Origin of the sequence: Bacillus sp. LJBS17 (assembly GCF_019334685.1) — a bacterium.
Lineage (GTDB): Bacteria > Bacillota > Bacilli > Bacillales > Bacillaceae > Bacillus > Bacillus subtilis.
In genome coordinates this window covers 2,860,754-2,876,987 of sequence record NZ_CP079759.1, presented here as the reverse complement: position 1 = coordinate 2,876,987, position 16,234 = coordinate 2,860,754, and the positions used below count along the sequence as shown (strand labels likewise).

Sequence of the window (16,234 nt, the reverse complement as noted above, 5' to 3'; positions counted from 1 at the left end):
CATGCTTTTTTATTTCTCTAATATAGGAAACAAATCATGAAGGCTGCTGATGATGTAATCAGGCGTTACGTCAGTTTCGTTTTTCTTATCAGTCCGGTTGATCCAAACGGTTTTGATTCCGGCTCTTGAAGCGCCTAAAATATCAGTATTCAAATTATCGCCGACCATGATGGCATCGTCTTTTTCAATATTCATCAGCTTAAGGCAGTGTTCAAAAATTGAAACATCCGGCTTGCCCTTGCCGAATGCGCCCGAGATGACGATTTCATTGAAGTAAGGAGCGAGCTCAGGTACGCCGGCAAGCTTCTCCTTTTGCAGACTCGGATCGCCATTTGTCAAAAGCAATAATTCATACTTGCCTTTTAATTGATCGAGTACAGCAAAAGTTTCATCATATACAAACGGGCGTTTTCTGCGCTCTGCCGCAAAAAACTCTCCCAAGTATTCGCCATATGCAGGATCATCGATCCCAAGCGCTTTCAGTCCGTTTGTCCATGCATTTCTTCTGTACTCCGGCACAATCTTGTTCAGCTTTTGAAAGCCTTCACTGATTGGCTCTGAGAAATTGGACCACAGTCCTTCAAACGGGTTAATGCCGATCATCACTGTATATGGATACGTCTCATATGACATGTACAATTCTCTCGCCGCTTCGCGAACAGCTGCTTCGAATTCCTCAGGGTCAAGGCCATATTTTTTCTCCGCCTGTAAGCAAGTTTCTGCAAATGTTGTTCTGACGCTTTTTTCGTCCCAAAGTAGTGTATCATCTAAATCAAAAAATACGGCTTTCATGATCTTCTCCTCTGCTTCAGATTCAAATCTTTCTGCCAAAAGGCTCATGTTTTATTTTACAATAGATAAAAGCCTTGTGAAATATGTTTTCAGACGATTTTAAAAAAACAGTCAGCCGTAAAACGAAAACATGCTAGAATGAAAACGGAAAGAACAGGTGACATGAATGATTCATTTAATGATTATGATGCTGGAGAGAGTGGGGATTATTGTTATATTAGGGTTCATTCTCGCCCATACGAAACTTTTCAGACAAGCTCTTCAGAATCAGGACGGCTATAAAGGAAAAGCGATTTTAATTTCAATTTTTTCTCTTTTCAGCATCATCAGCAATTATACAGGCATCGAAATTCAAAGAAATATGATTGTAAACAATGACTGGGTGTTTACGATAGATCCATCGGGCTCTATCGCGAATACCCGTATTTTGGGCGTGGAAATCGGGGGCCTTCTCGGAGGTCCGTTTGTAGGAGCTGGGATCGGCATACTGGCGGGCCTGCATCGTTTTTCACTCGGTGGCAGCACGGCTTTAAGCTGTGCCGTATCATCTATTTTAGCGGGTGTTCTTGCAGGCTTGATCGGCAGGTATTTTACGAAGCGATATCGAATGCCGACACCGCGCATCGCCGCTCTTGTGGGAATCGGCATGGAGTCACTGCAAATGATCATTATTTTGCTGATGGCAAAGCCGTTCAGTGACGCTTGGGAGCTTGTCAGCATGATCGGAATTCCGATGATACTCATCAATGGAACAGGCAGTTTTATTTTTCTGTCTATTATTCAAGCGATCATTCGCAAGGAAGAACAGGCAAGAGCTCTCGAAACGCATCGAGTGCTGACGATTGCTGATCAGACACTTCCATTTTTTCGCCAAGGATTAAATGAAAACTCCTGTAAAAGTGTAGCGGCTATTATCCATAAGCTGACAGGAACAGATGCGGTGTCTCTCACTGATAAAGAAAAGATCCTTGCGCATGTCGGTGCGGGAATGGATCACCACATCCCATCGAAAAGTTTGATCACCGGCCTGTCCAAAAAGGTGATTAAAACAGGGCATATTATGAAGGCGATTTCGCAGGAAGAGATTGAATGCACGCATGCTGAATGCCCTTTGCACGCTGCAATTGTTCTGCCGCTGACATCGAACGGCAATACAATCGGCACCTTAAAAATGTACTTTAAAAGCCCGGCAGGCCTGAGTCAGGTAGAGGAGGAACTTGCCGAGGGGCTGGCCATGCTGTTTTCGACACAGCTTGAGCTTGGGGAAGCAGAGCTGCAAAGCAAACTTCTCAAGGATGCTGAAATTAAAGCGCTTCAAGCACAGGTGAATCCGCATTTTTTATTTAATGCGATCAACACGATTTCTGCGCTATGCCGTACAGATGTTGAAAAAACCCGTAAGCTCCTATTGCAGCTCAGTGTTTATTTTCGTTCAAACCTTCAAGGAGCGAGACAGCTGCTGATTCCGCTCTCAAAGGAGCTGAACCATCTTAACGCCTATTTGTCATTAGAACAGGCGCGTTTTCCCGGGAAATATAAAATTGAGCTTAAGATCGACACAAGACTGGAGCAGATTGAAATCCCTCCGTTTGTTTTGCAGGTGCTTGTCGAGAACGCGCTTCGGCACGCGTTTCCGAAAAAACAAGACATATGCAAGGTTACAGTCTGTGTCTTATCTGATGATGCATCCGTCTATATGAAGGTGGCGGATAACGGACGCGGAATTCCGCCGGACGTCTTGCCGGAACTGGGAAAGAAACCGTTTCCGTCTAAGGAGGGAACCGGTACAGCGCTTTATAACCTAAATCAGCGGCTGATCGGTTTATTCGGACAGCAGGCTGCACTGCATATCAGCAGTGAGGTTCATAAAGGGACAGAGGTTTCCTTTCAAGTGCCAATGCAACAGATGAAAGAGGGAGAAGAACATGCTCAGGGTGTTAATAGTTGATGATGAGATGCTGGCAAGAGATGAACTGGCTTACTTGCTTAAGCGGACCAATGAGGAAATGGAAATCAATGAAGCGGAAAATATCGAATCCGCTTTTGACCAAATGATGGATCAAAAACCTGATTTGCTGTTTCTAGACGTTGATTTATCCGGAGAAAACGGTTTTGATATCGCAAAGCGATTGAAGAAAATGAAGCATCCTCCTGCAGTTGTGTTTGCGACAGCGTATGACCAGTATGCGCTCAAAGCGTTTGAGGTGGACGCTCTTGATTATTTAACCAAGCCTTTCGATGAAGAAAGAATTCAGCAAACGCTGAAAAAATATAAAAAAGTCAATCGGGATATTGTAGAAATAGAGCAAAACAGCCATGCGGGCCAGCACAAGCTCGCGCTATCTGTGGGGGAATCGATTGTGATTGTGGATACGAAGGACATTATCTATGCCGGAACAGAAGATGGTCATGTCAATGTAAAAACCTTCGATCATTCTTATACGGTCAGCGATACACTCGTTGTGATTGAGAAAAAGCTGCCGGATTCTGATTTTATCCGCGTCCATCGGAGCTTTGTCGTGAATACCGAATATATTAAAGAAATTCAGCCATGGTTTAATTCAACGTATAATCTGATCATGAAAGACGGATCGAAAATACCGGTCAGCCGGACATATGCGAAGGAATTGAAAAAGCTGCTCCATATTTGATGGGCGGCTTTTTGCATTTCAGCCATTTGATTCTGCAACTCAGCCCCGCTATTCGGCATGTTATCTTGTAAGCGCTTTATAACAGGGGATTCTTATTTATAATGAGGGTACCAAAGAGAAAGAGGTGAAGAAAATGAGTGCTAAAAAAGTGTACGGGTTTTTAACACAAGCATTTATTTTTGCCGTCATTATGCTGGTTTCAAATATGATTGCCGCTATTGTCCCAATACCTATCCCGGCATCGGTTGTAGGGTTGGTCTTATTATTTCTCCTATTATGTTTGAAAGTCATTAAACTGGAACAAGTGGAAACGCTCGGAACGTCTTTAACCTCTCTGATCGGATTTTTATTTGTTCCGTCAGGTATATCTGTTATGAATTCGCTTGGTGTGATGCAGCAATACGGCCTGCAAATTGTTCTTGTCATTCTGCTCGCAACGATTATTTTGCTGGGGGCTACGGGATTGTTTTCTCAGCTGATTCTTTCGCTGAGCGGAAAACGCAAGACCGCAGCGGACATGAAAACAAAAACAGTACAAAGCCCGCAGAACAATAACGAACTCGTTCACCATTAAGGGAAACAGGAGGTTCTTCAAATGGAAAGCACAATGAGTCCTTATTTTGGGATTGTCGTATCACTTGCTGCATTCGGCATCGGCACCTTTTTATTTAAGAAAACGAAAGGCTTCTTCCTTTTCACTCCTTTGTTTGTTGCCATGGTGCTGGGGATCGCATTTTTAAAAATCGGCGGTTTTTCCTACGCGGATTATAATAACGGGGGAGAGATCATTAAGTTTTTCCTTGAACCGGCAACGATCGCATTTGCAATTCCTTTGTACAAACAAAGAGATAAGCTTAAAAAATACTGGTGGCAAATCATGGCCTCCATTATTGCCGGCTCTATCTGCTCTGTCACGATTGTTTATCTGCTCGCTAAAGGCATTCATCTCGATTCGGCCGTAATGAAAAGCATGCTTCCGCAGGCGGCTACAACGGCAATTGCGCTTCCTTTATCAAAAGGCATCGGGGGCATCAGCGACATCACAGCCTTTGCGGTCATCTTTAACGCTGTCATCGTATATGCGCTCGGAGCATTGTTCTTGAAGGTGTTTAAAGTGAAAAATCCGATTTCTAAAGGATTGGCTCTTGGAACATCCGGACATGCACTTGGTGTAGCGGTCGGGATTGAGATGGGAGAAGTTGAAGCTGCGATGGCAAGTATTGCTGTTGTCGTAGTAGGAGTGGTAACGGTTCTGGTCATCCCTGTGTTCGTGCAGCTGATCGGAGGATAAGCCAAGGCTGAATGCCTTGGCTTTTTTTATTTTATGGTGCGTCTTCGGGATCGATATACCCTTGTTTAATGCCCCATTCTACTTGATCGTCATGCCACTTTTTTCGTTCTTCATAACCATAACCATCGTCATCAGGAAGCTCTGAAGCTGGCTGTTGAATGGTTTTATCTGTCTGACTCGAGGAAGATGGTGGATTTTTACTATTAGATGAGGGTGCCTCGGTCTGCTGCCGTTGTGCCTGTGATTGCCGCTTTTTCTCAGCGTTCGCTTTCTGCTCTTTTTGGATTGCTGCCTGCCGCTGTCTTTCAAGTTCAGCTTGTCTTTTTGCTTCCGCTAATCGCTGATTCTCTGCCGCCTGCTGCTCTGCTAATCGCTGTCTCTCTGCTTTTTCCTCCTGCTGTTTCTTTCGTTTCGCCTCCCGCTCTTTTTCAAGCTTTTTCTCTGCGGCGATTTGTCTTTGCTTTTCAGCTTCTTCTTTTGCCTTCCGCTTTCCTAACTCAGTAGCAAGTGGACTCTCGAACTTCATGTCCAATGAAACGGGTTTTAGTTTTTTTAGCTCTTTCTCCAGCCCCTTTTGAGGAAATGCTGCAGTTGTCTTAACAGTTTCGACTTTTGATTCGGAAGATGTGCTGCTATTCGAGCAACCGGTTAATATCAATGTGAAAAATAAAGCAAGCTGTATCAGTTTGTTCATGTGTCAGGCTCCCTTCTGCTTCTTATATCGGTCAGAGATTAACTTTGTTTTACATTTCTTCCTGTCGGTGGTTTTGTTGTAAATTGCGAAATAAGGGGGGAATTGTTGGTTCTTTGCATTCTGGGTGGGGATGAAAGATTTTCTTTTTCTCTCTTGCGCTCATAGAAAACCCATGTTACAATGTAAAAGTTGTTCCGGATAAGTCGTCCTTGACTAAAGATCCGGTATTGTGTAGAATAGTTATTGAATTGAATATAAATCACAAGCAGAAGCACCCGCTTCTCACCTGATTGACACATGCATGTAGTTGGCAGGTTGACCGTACATTTTTATTGATACAGATGTTCGTAGTGTGGGTGTTTTATAATGCCCACACTTTTTGTTTGCCTGCAAAATGCATTCAAAATGAGTTGTGAATCAATTCGAAGAAACTATGGAGGTGGCTCATTATTAGCAAAGATCAATTGGTTAATGAGGGTATCCGTGCACGTGAGGTCCGTTTAATCGGACAAAATGGCGACCAGCTTGGAATCAAGTCCCGTCAGGAAGCACTTGAAATCGCCGGCCGCGCAAATCTTGACCTTGTGTTAGTTGCAGCGAATGCAAAACCGCCTGTCTGCCGAATCATGGACTACGGTAAGTTCCGATTTGAGCAGCAGAAAAAGGAAAAAGAAGCACGCAAGAATCAAAAAATCATTAACTTAAAAGAAGTTCGGTTAAGTCCGACAATCGATGAGCATGACTTTAACACGAAATTGCGCAATGCGATTAAATTCCTTGAAAAAGGCGATAAAGTGAAAGCTTCTATCCGCTTTAAAGGACGCGCAATCACTCATAAAGAAATCGGTCAGCGTGTATTAGACCGTTTCTCCGAAGCATGTGCTGAGGTTGCGACAGTCGAAACAAAACCAAAAATGGACGGCCGCAGCATGTTCTTAATGCTCGCACCGAAAAACGAAAAGCAATAAGGAGGAAATCCCATGCCAAAAATGAAAACTCACCGCGGATCTGCTAAACGTTTTAAAAAGACAGGTTCTGGGAAGTTAAAACGTTCTCACGCGTACACAAGTCACTTATTCGCCAACAAATCTCAAAAGCAAAAGCGTAAGCTTCGCAAGAGTGCTGTTGTAAGCGCAGGAGACTTCAAACGTATCAAACAAATGCTTGCTAACATCAAGTAATCGGATAAGGAACAATTAGGAGGGAAATTCAATGCCAAGAGTAAAAGGCGGAACTGTTACACGTAAGCGTCGTAAAAAGGTTCTTAAATTAGCAAAAGGTTATTTCGGTTCAAAACATACATTATACAAAGTAGCTAACCAGCAGGTCATGAAATCTGGAAACTATGCTTTCCGTGACCGTCGTCAGAAAAAACGTGATTTCCGTAAACTTTGGATCACTCGTATCAACGCAGCTGCTCGCATGAACGGCCTTTCTTACAGCCGTTTAATGCACGGTCTTAAGCTTTCTGGTATCGAAGTAAACCGTAAAATGCTTGCTGATCTTGCTGTAAACGATCTTACTGCATTCAATCAGCTTGCTGATGCTGCTAAAGCTCAATTAAACAAGTAATCATATAGAGCCGCTCTCCAGCAGAGCGGCTTTTTCTATATAAAGGATGAGGCAACATGATTATTGCTGCTTATTTGGTGTTGATTAATCTGTGCGGTTTTTGGGTGATGGGCATTGACAAACGCAAAGCGCAGCAGCACAAGTGGAGAATTTCTGAAGACCGGCTGTGGCTGATAGCCATCGTGTTTGGAGTGCTCGGTGTCTGGCTTGGCATGCAAACCTTCAGACATAAAACGAAACACGCTTCTTTTAAGTACGGAGTACCGCTTCTTCTGGTAATTGAAGCGATTCTCATCGCTATTTACTACAGCCCGTTTGATTTATAAAAAGCAGAAAAGCGTTTAACGCTCTTCTGCTTTTTTTGCGAGTTTAATGGGCTGGTCCCAGTCAATCTTACAATTTGGATATCGTTCCAGCACTTTTTCTTCAATGCTCTCAAAATCTTTTGCAGAGAAATGCTTCAGCTTCTCAGGAGATTCTGTCCAGACAAAGATCGTGTGAATAAACAGCGGATGATCCTTGGAAGGAATATGCTTTTCTCCCTCAAAAAGCACGCCTTTATACGTCAGCTGAAAATTCTTCCGGGTATTGTTTTGTTCATCAATAATATAAAAATGTTCTTTTGATTGGGCCAGCTTAAGCCTTCTCTTAGGATTCGCGACATATTTGACCACGGCATAAATACAATAAGCAAAAAGTGCAAGCAAAATAATCCTTAGAACCATGACAAACATTGTGTGAAGGCACCTCCCTTATGGTGATGATCTGATGTAATACGAAAAGCATAGAAAAAGGTTTCACTTTTTCTAAAAGAAAGCTGTAAAAACATATACCCGATTTTCAAGTGAAATAGTCGTATGGTTAGCGCTATGTTTTGTATAATAAGAATGCAGGACTGATGAAGGAGGGTTTGGAACATGGCAAAATTAGATGAAACATTGACCATGCTGAAAGATTTAACAGATGCAAAAGGCATACCGGGCAATGAAAGAGAAGTAAGGCAAGTGATGAAATCATACATAGAACCATTTGCTGATGAGGTGACAACAGATCGCCTGGGCAGTTTAATTGCCAAAAAAACTGGTGCAGAAAACGGCCCGAAAATTATGATCGCCGGACATTTGGATGAAGTCGGCTTTATGGTGACACAAATCACCGATAAAGGCTTTATCCGTTTTCAAACCGTTGGCGGCTGGTGGGCTCAGGTTATGCTTGCCCAGCGCGTCACCATTGTCACAAAAAAAGGAGAAATCACAGGGGTTATCGGATCTAAGCCGCCTCATATTTTGTCTCCTGAAGCAAGAAAAAAATCAGTGGAAATAAAAGACATGTTTATTGATATTGGAGCTTCAAGCCGGGAAGAAGCCTTGGAGTGGGGTGTACTCCCGGGAGATATGGTCGTTCCGCATTTTGAGTTTACGGTCATGAACAATGAAAAATTCCTACTCGCAAAGGCCTGGGACAACCGCATCGGCTGTGCGATTGCAATTGATGTGTTAAGAAACTTACAAAACACAGACCATCCAAATATAGTGTATGGCGTCGGAACCGTGCAGGAGGAAGTCGGGCTGAGAGGAGCGAAAACGGCTGCACACACCATTCAGCCTGATATTGCGTTTGGTGTTGATGTAGGGATAGCAGGAGACACGCCTGGCATTTCCGAGAAGGAAGCGCAGAGCAAAATGGGCAAAGGCCCGCAGATTATCGTTTATGATGCATCTATGGTCTCTCACAAAGGTTTGCGCGATGCAGTTGTGGCAACTGCAGAGGAAGCCGGCATTCCCTACCAATTTGATGCCATTGCCGGCGGCGGAACTGATTCGGGTGCCATCCATTTGACGGCAAATGGCGTTCCTGCGCTGTCCATTACCATTGCAACCCGCTACATTCATACGCACGCGGCCATGCTGCATCGTGATGATTATGAAAACGCGGTAAAGTTAATTACAGAAGTCATTAAGAAGTTAGACCGAAAAACGGTTGACGAAATTACGTACCAATAAAAGATACGGAAGAATCCGCCTATTGAGGCGGATTCTATTTTTTTGTCTGTACAAATTACAGCATAGTGACTACAATAAAGGGGATACCGAAAATTTCCTGAACATGACGATATACGATACGCAGCTCGATTTGATAGGAAGGGAGGATAAACAATCTAATTTGTAAGCGCTTTCTAATATAAAGGAGGTTAAACAAAATTGAAAAAGAAAAAAACATGGAAACGCTTCTTACATTTTTCGAGTGCAGCTCTGGCTGCAGGTTTGATATTCACTTCTGCTGCTCCCGCAGAGGCAGCGTTTTGGGGTGCATCCAATGAACTGCTTCATGACCCGACTATGATTAAAGAGGGGAGCTCATGGTATGCGCTCGGAACAGGGCTTACTGAAGAACGGGGACTGCGGGTTTTGAAGTCTTCAGACGCTAAAAATTGGACCGTACAAAAATCCATTTTCAGTACACCGCTATCGTGGTGGTCCAATTATGTGCCGAATTATGGCCAAAACCAGTGGGCGCCGGACATCCAATACTATAACGGCAAGTACTGGCTGTATTATTCCGTTTCTTCTTTTGGAAGCAATACATCTGCCATTGGCCTGGCATCTTCAACAAGCATCAGTTCGGGGAGCTGGAAGGACGAGGGCTTGGTGATTCGTTCGACAAGCTCAAATAATTATAACGCCATTGATCCGGAGCTGACTTTCGACAAGGATGGCAACCCGTGGCTTGCATTCGGCTCGTTTTGGGGCGGCATTAAGCTGACTAAGCTCGATAAGAGTACGATGAAGCCTACAGGCTCGCTCTATTCGATTGCAGCTAGACCGAATAATGGAGGTGCCTTAGAAGCTCCTACTCTTACGTATCAAAATGGGTATTACTATTTAATGGTTTCATTTGATAAATGCTGTGACGGGGTAAACAGTACGTACAAAATTGCTTACGGAAGGTCCAAAAACATTACAGGCCCTTATCTTGATAAAAGCGGAAAAAGCATGCTTGAAGGCGGAGGCACCATTTTGGATTCGGGCAATGACCAATGGAAAGGACCTGGAGGCCAGGATATTGTGAACGGAAACATTCTTGTTCGCCATGCCTATGATGCCAATGACAACGGCATTCCAAAGCTTCTTATCAATGATTTGAATTGGAGCTCGGGCTGGCCGTCCTATTGAATCAAAAAGCCGGGCTCTGCCCCCGGCTTTTTTTAAAAGAAAAGATTGACAGTATAATAGTCAATTACTATAATAAAATTGTTCGTACAAATATTTATTTATAGGTTTATTTTCTATCATTAGTACGTATCTTTTGTATTTGAAAGCGTTTTATTTTATGAGAAAGGGGCAGTTTACATGCTTCAGACAAAGGATTATGAATTCTGGTTTGTGACAGGAAGCCAGCACCTATACGGGGAAGAGACGCTGGAACTCGTAGATCAGCATGCTAAAAGCATTTGTGAGGGGCTCAGCGGGGTTTCTTCCAGATATAAAATCACTCATAAGCCCGTCGTCACTTCACCGGAAACCATTAGAGAACTGTTAAGAGAAGCGGAGTACAGTAAGACATGTGCTGGCATCATTACATGGATGCACACATTTTCCCCTGCAAAAATGTGGATAGAAGGCCTTTCCTCTTATCAAAAACCGCTTATGCATTTGCATACCCAATATAATCGCGATATCCCGTGGGGTACAATTGACATGGATTTTATGAACAGCAACCAATCCGCGCATGGCGATCGAGAGTACGGTTACATCAACTCGAGAATGGGGCTTAGCCGAAAAGTCATTGCCGGCTATTGGGATGATGAAGAAGTGAAAAAAGAAATGTCCCAGTGGATGGATACGGCGGCTGCATTAAATGAAAGCAGACATATTAAGGTTGCCAGATTTGGAGATAACATGCGTCATGTCGCGGTAACGGACGGAGACAAGGTGGGAGCGCATATTCAATTTGGCTGGCAGGTTGACGGATATGGCATCGGGGATCTCGTTGAAGTGATGGATCGCATTACGGACGACGAGGTTGACACGCTTTATGCCGAGTATGACAGACTATATGTGATCAGTGAGGAAACAAAACGTGACGAAGCAAAGGTAGCGTCCATTAAAGAACAGGCGAAAATTGAACTTGGCTTAACCGCTTTTCTTGAGCAAGGCGGATACACAGCGTTTACGACATCGTTTGAAGTGCTGCACGGAATGAAACAGCTGCCGGGACTTGCCGTTCAGCGCCTGATGGAGAAAGGCTACGGGTTTGCCGGTGAAGGAGATTGGAAGACAGCGGCCCTTGTACGGATGATGAAAATCATGGCTAAAGGAAAAAGAACTTCCTTCATGGAAGATTACACGTACCATTTTGAACCGGGAAATGAAATGATTCTGGGCTCTCACATGCTTGAAGTGTGTCCGACTGTTGCTTTGGATCAGCCGAAAATCGAGGTTCATCCACTTTCGATTGGCGGCAAAGAGGACCCTGCGCGTTTTGTATTTAACGGCATCAGCGGTTCTGCCATTCAAGCTAGCATTGTTGATATTGGCGGGCGTTTCCGCCTTGTGCTGAATGAAGTCAACGGCCAGGAAATTGAAAAAGACATGCCGAATTTACCGGTTGCCCGTGTTCTCTGGAAGCCGGAGCCGTCATTGAAAACAGCAGCGGAGGCATGGATTTTAGCCGGCGGTGCACATCATACCTGCCTGTCTTATGAACTGACAGCGGAGCAAATGCTTGATTGGGCGGAAATGGCGGGGATCGAAAGTGTTCTCATTTCCCGTGATACGACAATTCATAAACTGAAACACGAGTTAAAATGGAACGAGGCGCTTTACCGGCTTCAAAAGTAGAGGGGGATGTCACATGGCTTACACAATAGGGGTTGATTTTGGAACTTTATCAGGAAGAGCGGTGCTCGTTCATGTCCAAACAGGGGAGGAACTTGCGGCTGCTGTAAAAGAATACAGGCATGCTGTCATTGATACCGTCCTTCCAAAAACGGGTCAAAAGCTGCCGCGCGACTGGGCGCTGCAGCACCCTGCTGATTACCTCGAAGTCTTGGAAACAACCATTCCGTCTTTACTCGAACAGACGGGCGTTGAACCGAAAGACATTATCGGGATTGGAATTGATTTCACGGCATGTACGATCCTTCCTATTGACAGCAGCGGGCAGCCGTTATGCATGCTGCCTGAATATGAAGAGGAGCCGCACAGCTATGTGAAGCTCTGGAAGCATCATGCGGCCCAAAAACATGCTGATCGGCTCAATCAAATCGCGGAAGAAGAAGGAGAGGCTTTTTTACAGCGGTACGGAGGAAAAATTTCATCAGAATGGGTGATTCCAAAGGTCATGCAAATTGCCGAGGAAGCGCCTCACATTTATGAAGCGGCTGACCGGATCATCGAGGCTGCGGACTGGATCGTGTACCAGCTGTGCGGCTCGCTCAAGCGAAGCAACTGTACCGCAGGGTATAAAGCGATGTGGAGTGAAAAAGCGGGGTATCCGTCAGATGATTTTTTTGAGAAATTAAACCCTTCAATGAAAACGATTACAAAGGACAAATTGTCAGGTTCTATTCATTCAGTAGGAGAAAAAGCCGGCAGTCTGACTGAAAAAATGGCAAAGCTGACAGGGCTTCTCCCGGGAACGGCTGTTGCGGTTGCCAATGTGGACGCTCATGTTTCCGTACCGGCGGTCGGCATTACAGAGCCAGGGAAAATGCTGATGATTATGGGAACCTCAACGTGCCATGTTCTTCTTGGTGAAGAGGTGCATATCGTTCCAGGTATGTGCGGCGTTGTGGACAACGGAATTCTCCCGGGCTATGCGGGATATGAAGCCGGGCAGTCCTGTGTCGGCGATCATTTTGACTGGTTTGTGAAAACATGTGTCCCGCCAGCTTATCAAGAGGAAGCAAAGGAAAAAAACATTGGCGTTCATGAGCTGCTGAGTGAGAAAGCAAACCATCAAGCGCCAGGTGAAAGCGGCCTGCTTGCTTTAGATTGGTGGAATGGAAACCGTTCAACTCTTGTTGATGCAGATTTAACAGGGATGATGCTTGGCATGACACTGCTGACGAAGCCTGAAGAGATTTATAGAGCGTTAGTTGAGGCGACAGCTTACGGAACACGGATGATTATCGAAACATTCAAAGAAAGCGGTGTTCCGATTGAGGAACTGTTCGCAGCCGGCGGAATAGCTGAGAAAAACCCGTTTGTCATGCAGATATATGCGGATGTGACAAACATGGACATTAAAATCTCTGGTTCACCGCAAGCCCCAGCCTTAGGATCTGCCATTTTCGGCGCGCTTGCAGCAGGCAAAGAAAAAGGCGGCTACGATGACATCAAAGAGGCAGCGGCGAACATGGGAAAACTGAAAGATATAACTTATACGCCAAATGCCGAAAACGCCGCGGTTTATGAAAAATTGTACGCTGAATATAAAGAGCTGGTTCATTATTTCGGAAAAGAAAACCATGTCATGAAGCGTCTGAAAACGATCAAAAATCTTCAATTTTCATCTGCCGCCAAAAAGAATTGATAAAGGGTGATGGAGCATGCTTGAAACATTAAAAAAAGAAGTGCTGGCTGCCAACCTGAAGCTTCAAGAGCATCAGCTGGTAACCTTTACGTGGGGAAATGTCAGCGGCATTGACCGTGAAAAAGAAAGAATTGTCATCAAACCTAGCGGAGTCGAATACAGCGACCTGACAGCCGATGACTTGGTTGTTTTGAACCTTGATGGAGAGGTCGTCGAAGGCTCGCTTAAGCCTTCTTCAGATACACCTACCCATGTTTATTTATATAAAGCCTTTCCTAATATCGGGGGAATTGTCCATACCCATTCTCAATGGGCGACAAGCTGGGCGCAATCGGGCAGAGACATCCCTCCGTTAGGCACGACCCATGCTGATTATTTTGACAGTGCGATTCCATGTACTCGAGAAATGTATGATGAAGAAATCATTCATGACTACGAACTGAATACAGGAAAAGTCATAGCGGAAACCTTTCAGCATCATAACCACGAACAGGTGCCGGGTGTGCTCGTGAATAATCACGGACCGTTCTGCTGGGGCACTGACGCCTTAAATGCCATTCATAACGCAGTTGTATTAGAAACGGTTGCCGAAATGGCCTATCACTCCATTATGCTGAACAAGGATGTAACCCCAATCAATACAGTCCTGCATGAAAAGCATTTTTATCGAAAACACGGAGCAAATGCGTATTATGGCCAGTCATGATACGCCTGTGTCACCGGCTGGCATTCTGATTGACTTGGACGGTACTGTATTCAGAGGAAATGAGTTGATCGAAGGAGCAAGAGAAGCGATCAAAACGCTTAGGAGAATGGGAAAGAAAATCGTCTTTTTAAGCAACCGGGGGAATATCTCCCGTGCCATGTGCAGAAAAAAACTTCTTGGCGCGGGGATTGAAACGGACGTAAACGACATTGTTCTGTCATCAAGCGTGACAGCGGCTTTTCTGAAAAAACATTATCGTTTTTCAAAGGTATGGGTGCTTGGGGAGCAAGGCTTGGTTGACGAGCTGAGGGTGGCCGGTGTGCAGAACGCGAACGAACCGAAGGAAGCGGATTGGCTCGTGATCTCCCTTCATGAAACGCTCACGTACGAAGATTTAAATCAAGCCTTTCAAGCGGCTGCCGGCGGCGCTCGTATTATCGCTACAAACAAAGACCGCTCTTTTCCGAACGAAGACGGAAATGCCATTGATGTGGCTGGAATGATTGGGGCGATAGAGGCTTCCGCACAAGCGAAGACTGAACTTGTTGTCGGAAAACCGTCATGGCTGATGGCGGAGGCTGCCTGTACAGCAATGGGGCTGTCCGCACATGATTGCATGATTATAGGAGACAGCATTGAATCTGACATTGCGATGGGGAAGCTTTATGGCATGAAAAGCGCCTTAGTGCTAACTGGTTCTGCGAAACAGGGTGAACAGCGTTTGTACACGCCGGATTATGTGCTGGATTCTATTAAGGATGTAACCAAATTGGCTGAGGAGGGGATTCTGATATGAATCGTATCGCAGCTGACGTTCAGCGTGCTTTTGAACACGCCGGAGAAAAGACGTTGCCTATAAAAGTTGAAGAAATTGTTCTCGGTAAACAAGCAGCTGATTCGCTTTTGAATTATGTAAAACAAAAAAACAATAAACATATTGTCCTTGTCTGCGACGCGAATACACACCGCATTGCAGGAATTGATCTGGAAAATCAGCTGAATCAAGAAGGATTTCAGGCCGAGTGCCTGATCATTCCAGAAAATGAAGCCGGAGATGTGACAGCTGATGAACGATCGCTCATTCATGTGCTGATCCATACGAAACAACCAACGGATGTCATGATCGCAGTCGGTTCGGGCACGATTCATGATATCGTCCGCTTTGCGGCGTTTCAAAGAGATTTGCCGTTTATTTCTTATCCGACTGCTCCATCTGTAGACGGTTTTACATCAGCCGGTGCGCCGATTATTTTATACGGCACGAAAACAACCATTCAAACGAAGGCCCCATCTGCGCTGTTCGCTAATCTGGATCTATTAAAAGCGGCACCGCAGTCAATGGTGGCGGCTGGCTTTGGTGACATGCTCGGTAAAATCACGTCTTTAGCAGATTGGGAAATATCCCGGCATCTTGCCGGTGAGCCTTATTCGCCTGCAGGAGCTAAGATCGTTCAGGAGGCGCTTGCTGCCTGCATTGAACACACAGAAGACATTGCGATGAAAACGGAAACAGGCATACGGGTTTTGATGGAGTCTTTACTTGTATCGGGGCTTGTCATGCTGGCATTAGATCATTCCCGCCCGGCATCAGGCGGAGAGCATCATATTTCACATTGGATTGAGATGGAATTAATGGAGAAAAAACGGCCACAGATTCTTCATGGGGCAAAGGTGGGCTGTGCAGCTGTTTTATTAACTGACACATACAGAAAGCTCGCTCAGGATGACGGGCTGAACGAATTTTCACCGAGCCAGCGGCAAGCCATCCAATCGGCTTATCAAACTCTCCCGGAAGGAGAAGTGCTGGCTGATTGGCTGAGATCAGCCGGAGGCCCTGCGTATTTTGACGAAATCGGTGTCGGGCAGGATTCCGTCAAGAATGCCTTCAGACATGCGCACACCTTAAGAGACCGCTGCACCGGATTAAGAATCATTAATGAAAACAAAACGCTGATCAACCATGGTCTATATGAATAGCCCGCACCTCGAAT

Annotated in this window: 18 protein-coding genes and 1 other annotated feature; of the genes, 15 read left to right on the top strand and 3 right to left on the bottom strand. The window is 45.0% G+C overall.

The genetic code is table 11. From position 1 onward, the window contains the following. Positions 1–9: 9 nt before the first annotated feature. Complete coding sequence (locus KXZ66_RS14920; protein WP_032726370.1) at positions 10–792, bottom strand: HAD family hydrolase; 783 nt, start codon at positions 790–792, stop codon at positions 10–12. A gap of 166 nt (positions 793–958) precedes the next feature. Between KXZ66_RS14920 and lytS the strand changes: the two genes are divergently transcribed. From lytS to lrgB, 4 genes are all read left to right on the top strand, one after another. Continuing rightward, positions 959–2,740, top strand: coding sequence for a two-component system sensor histidine kinase LytS (gene lytS / locus KXZ66_RS14915; RefSeq protein WP_019712906.1), 1,782 nt, complete (start codon positions 959–961; stop codon positions 2,738–2,740). Further along, a complete protein-coding gene (gene lytT, locus KXZ66_RS14910; RefSeq protein WP_019712907.1) occupies positions 2,718–3,443 on the top strand; it encodes a two-component system response regulator LytT in 726 nt (241 codons plus the stop codon). Before lytS ends, lytT begins: the two co-directional genes overlap by 23 nt. 133 nt (positions 3,444–3,576) lie before the next feature. Further along, a complete protein-coding gene (lrgA, locus tag KXZ66_RS14905) occupies positions 3,577–4,017 on the top strand; it encodes an antiholin-like murein hydrolase modulator LrgA (RefSeq protein WP_014477620.1) in 441 nt (146 codons plus the stop codon). A 21-nt stretch (positions 4,018–4,038) separates the two neighbouring features. After that, positions 4,039–4,734 carry an antiholin-like protein LrgB gene (lrgB, locus tag KXZ66_RS14900; RefSeq protein WP_003229482.1) on the top strand — a complete coding sequence of 232 codons (696 nt, stop codon included), beginning with the start codon at positions 4,039–4,041 and terminating at the stop codon, positions 4,732–4,734. A gap of 31 nt (positions 4,735–4,765) precedes the next feature. Here lrgB and KXZ66_RS14895 read toward each other — a convergent pair whose 3' ends face one another. Next, on the bottom strand, positions 4,766–5,428 hold the full coding sequence (locus KXZ66_RS14895; RefSeq protein ID WP_041851081.1) for a hypothetical protein: 663 nt from the start codon (positions 5,426–5,428) through the stop codon (positions 4,766–4,768). Positions 5,429–5,685: 257 nt separating this feature from the next. Beyond that, positions 5,686–5,816 (top strand) — a sequence feature (ribosomal protein L20 leader region). Positions 5,817–5,874: 58 nt separating this feature from the next. Here KXZ66_RS14895 and infC point away from each other — a divergent pair. Genes infC through KXZ66_RS14875 form a run of 4 tightly spaced genes read left to right on the top strand, consistent with a single transcriptional unit; the run spans position 5,875 to position 7,326 of the window. Further along, positions 5,875–6,396, top strand: a complete 522-nt coding sequence (gene infC / locus KXZ66_RS14890) for a translation initiation factor IF-3 (protein WP_010886591.1) — start codon at positions 5,875–5,877, stop codon at positions 6,394–6,396. 12 nt (positions 6,397–6,408) lie between these two features. Then, complete coding sequence (gene rpmI / locus KXZ66_RS14885) at positions 6,409–6,609, top strand: 50S ribosomal protein L35 (protein ID WP_003222418.1); 201 nt, start codon at positions 6,409–6,411, stop codon at positions 6,607–6,609. A 31-nt stretch (positions 6,610–6,640) separates the two neighbouring features. After that, on the top strand, positions 6,641–7,000 hold the full coding sequence (gene rplT / locus KXZ66_RS14880; RefSeq protein WP_003222420.1) for a 50S ribosomal protein L20: 360 nt from the start codon (positions 6,641–6,643) through the stop codon (positions 6,998–7,000). Positions 7,001–7,056: 56 nt separating this feature from the next. Beyond that, entirely contained in the window at positions 7,057–7,326 is a 270-nt protein-coding gene (locus KXZ66_RS14875; protein ID WP_151870117.1) for a DUF1294 domain-containing protein, read from the top strand. A 15-nt stretch (positions 7,327–7,341) separates the two neighbouring features. On the opposite strand, the gene ysdB is transcribed toward KXZ66_RS14875, so the two are convergent. After that, complete coding sequence (gene ysdB / locus KXZ66_RS14870; protein ID WP_029318219.1) at positions 7,342–7,734, bottom strand: sigma W pathway protein YsdB; 393 nt, start codon at positions 7,732–7,734, stop codon at positions 7,342–7,344. Between the two features lie 183 nt (positions 7,735–7,917). Between ysdB and KXZ66_RS14865 the strand changes: the two genes are divergently transcribed. From KXZ66_RS14865 to egsA, 7 genes are all read left to right on the top strand, one after another. Continuing rightward, on the top strand, positions 7,918–9,003 hold the full coding sequence (locus tag KXZ66_RS14865) for a M42 family metallopeptidase (protein WP_024573509.1): 1,086 nt from the start codon (positions 7,918–7,920) through the stop codon (positions 9,001–9,003). Between the two features lie 198 nt (positions 9,004–9,201). Beyond that, the gene (gene abnA, locus KXZ66_RS14860) at positions 9,202–10,173 is read left to right on the top strand and encodes an arabinan endo-1,5-alpha-L-arabinosidase AbnA (RefSeq protein WP_151870118.1); all 972 of its coding nucleotides are present in this window, start codon (positions 9,202–9,204) and stop codon (positions 10,171–10,173) included. 177 nt (positions 10,174–10,350) lie between these two features. Next, a complete protein-coding gene (gene araA, locus KXZ66_RS14855; protein WP_038827996.1) occupies positions 10,351–11,841 on the top strand; it encodes an L-arabinose isomerase in 1,491 nt (496 codons plus the stop codon). Between the two features lie 13 nt (positions 11,842–11,854). Continuing rightward, a complete protein-coding gene (gene araB / locus KXZ66_RS14850) occupies positions 11,855–13,537 on the top strand; it encodes a ribulokinase (protein WP_151870119.1) in 1,683 nt (560 codons plus the stop codon). Positions 13,538–13,553: 16 nt separating this feature from the next. Beyond that, the gene (araD, locus tag KXZ66_RS14845) at positions 13,554–14,243 is read left to right on the top strand and encodes an L-ribulose-5-phosphate 4-epimerase (RefSeq protein ID WP_124072869.1); all 690 of its coding nucleotides are present in this window, start codon (positions 13,554–13,556) and stop codon (positions 14,241–14,243) included. Continuing rightward, positions 14,221–15,039 carry a sugar-phosphatase AraL gene (gene araL / locus KXZ66_RS14840; protein ID WP_124073056.1) on the top strand — a complete coding sequence of 273 codons (819 nt, stop codon included), beginning with the start codon at positions 14,221–14,223 and terminating at the stop codon, positions 15,037–15,039. Before araD ends, araL begins: the two co-directional genes overlap by 23 nt. After that, positions 15,036–16,220 carry a sn-glycerol-1-phosphate dehydrogenase gene (gene egsA, locus KXZ66_RS14835; protein WP_124072870.1) on the top strand — a complete coding sequence of 395 codons (1,185 nt, stop codon included), beginning with the start codon at positions 15,036–15,038 and terminating at the stop codon, positions 16,218–16,220. The genes araL and egsA overlap by 4 nt, the downstream gene beginning before the upstream one ends. The last annotated feature ends 14 nt before the right edge of the window (positions 16,221–16,234 follow it).

Coding starts and splice junctions, on each gene's coding strand:
- KXZ66_RS14920 (WP_032726370.1), bottom strand. CDS start 792: ATGAAAGCCGTATTTTTTGATTTAGATGATACACTACTTTGGGACGAA.
- lytS (WP_019712906.1), top strand. CDS start 959: ATGATTCATTTAATGATTATGATGCTGGAGAGAGTGGGGATTATTGTT.
- lytT (WP_019712907.1), top strand. CDS start 2,718: ATGCTCAGGGTGTTAATAGTTGATGATGAGATGCTGGCAAGAGATGAA.
- lrgA (WP_014477620.1), top strand. CDS start 3,577: ATGAGTGCTAAAAAAGTGTACGGGTTTTTAACACAAGCATTTATTTTT.
- lrgB (WP_003229482.1), top strand. CDS start 4,039: ATGGAAAGCACAATGAGTCCTTATTTTGGGATTGTCGTATCACTTGCT.
- KXZ66_RS14895 (WP_041851081.1), bottom strand. CDS start 5,428: ATGAACAAACTGATACAGCTTGCTTTATTTTTCACATTGATATTAACC.
- rpmI (WP_003222418.1), top strand. CDS start 6,409: ATGCCAAAAATGAAAACTCACCGCGGATCTGCTAAACGTTTTAAAAAG.
- rplT (WP_003222420.1), top strand. CDS start 6,641: ATGCCAAGAGTAAAAGGCGGAACTGTTACACGTAAGCGTCGTAAAAAG.
- KXZ66_RS14875 (WP_151870117.1), top strand. CDS start 7,057: ATGATTATTGCTGCTTATTTGGTGTTGATTAATCTGTGCGGTTTTTGG.
- ysdB (WP_029318219.1), bottom strand. CDS start 7,734: ATGTTTGTCATGGTTCTAAGGATTATTTTGCTTGCACTTTTTGCTTAT.
- KXZ66_RS14865 (WP_024573509.1), top strand. CDS start 7,918: ATGGCAAAATTAGATGAAACATTGACCATGCTGAAAGATTTAACAGAT.
- araA (WP_038827996.1), top strand. CDS start 10,351: ATGCTTCAGACAAAGGATTATGAATTCTGGTTTGTGACAGGAAGCCAG.
- araB (WP_151870119.1), top strand. CDS start 11,855: ATGGCTTACACAATAGGGGTTGATTTTGGAACTTTATCAGGAAGAGCG.
- araD (WP_124072869.1), top strand. CDS start 13,554: ATGCTTGAAACATTAAAAAAAGAAGTGCTGGCTGCCAACCTGAAGCTT.
- araL (WP_124073056.1), top strand. CDS start 14,221: ATGCGTATTATGGCCAGTCATGATACGCCTGTGTCACCGGCTGGCATT.
- egsA (WP_124072870.1), top strand. CDS start 15,036: ATGAATCGTATCGCAGCTGACGTTCAGCGTGCTTTTGAACACGCCGGA.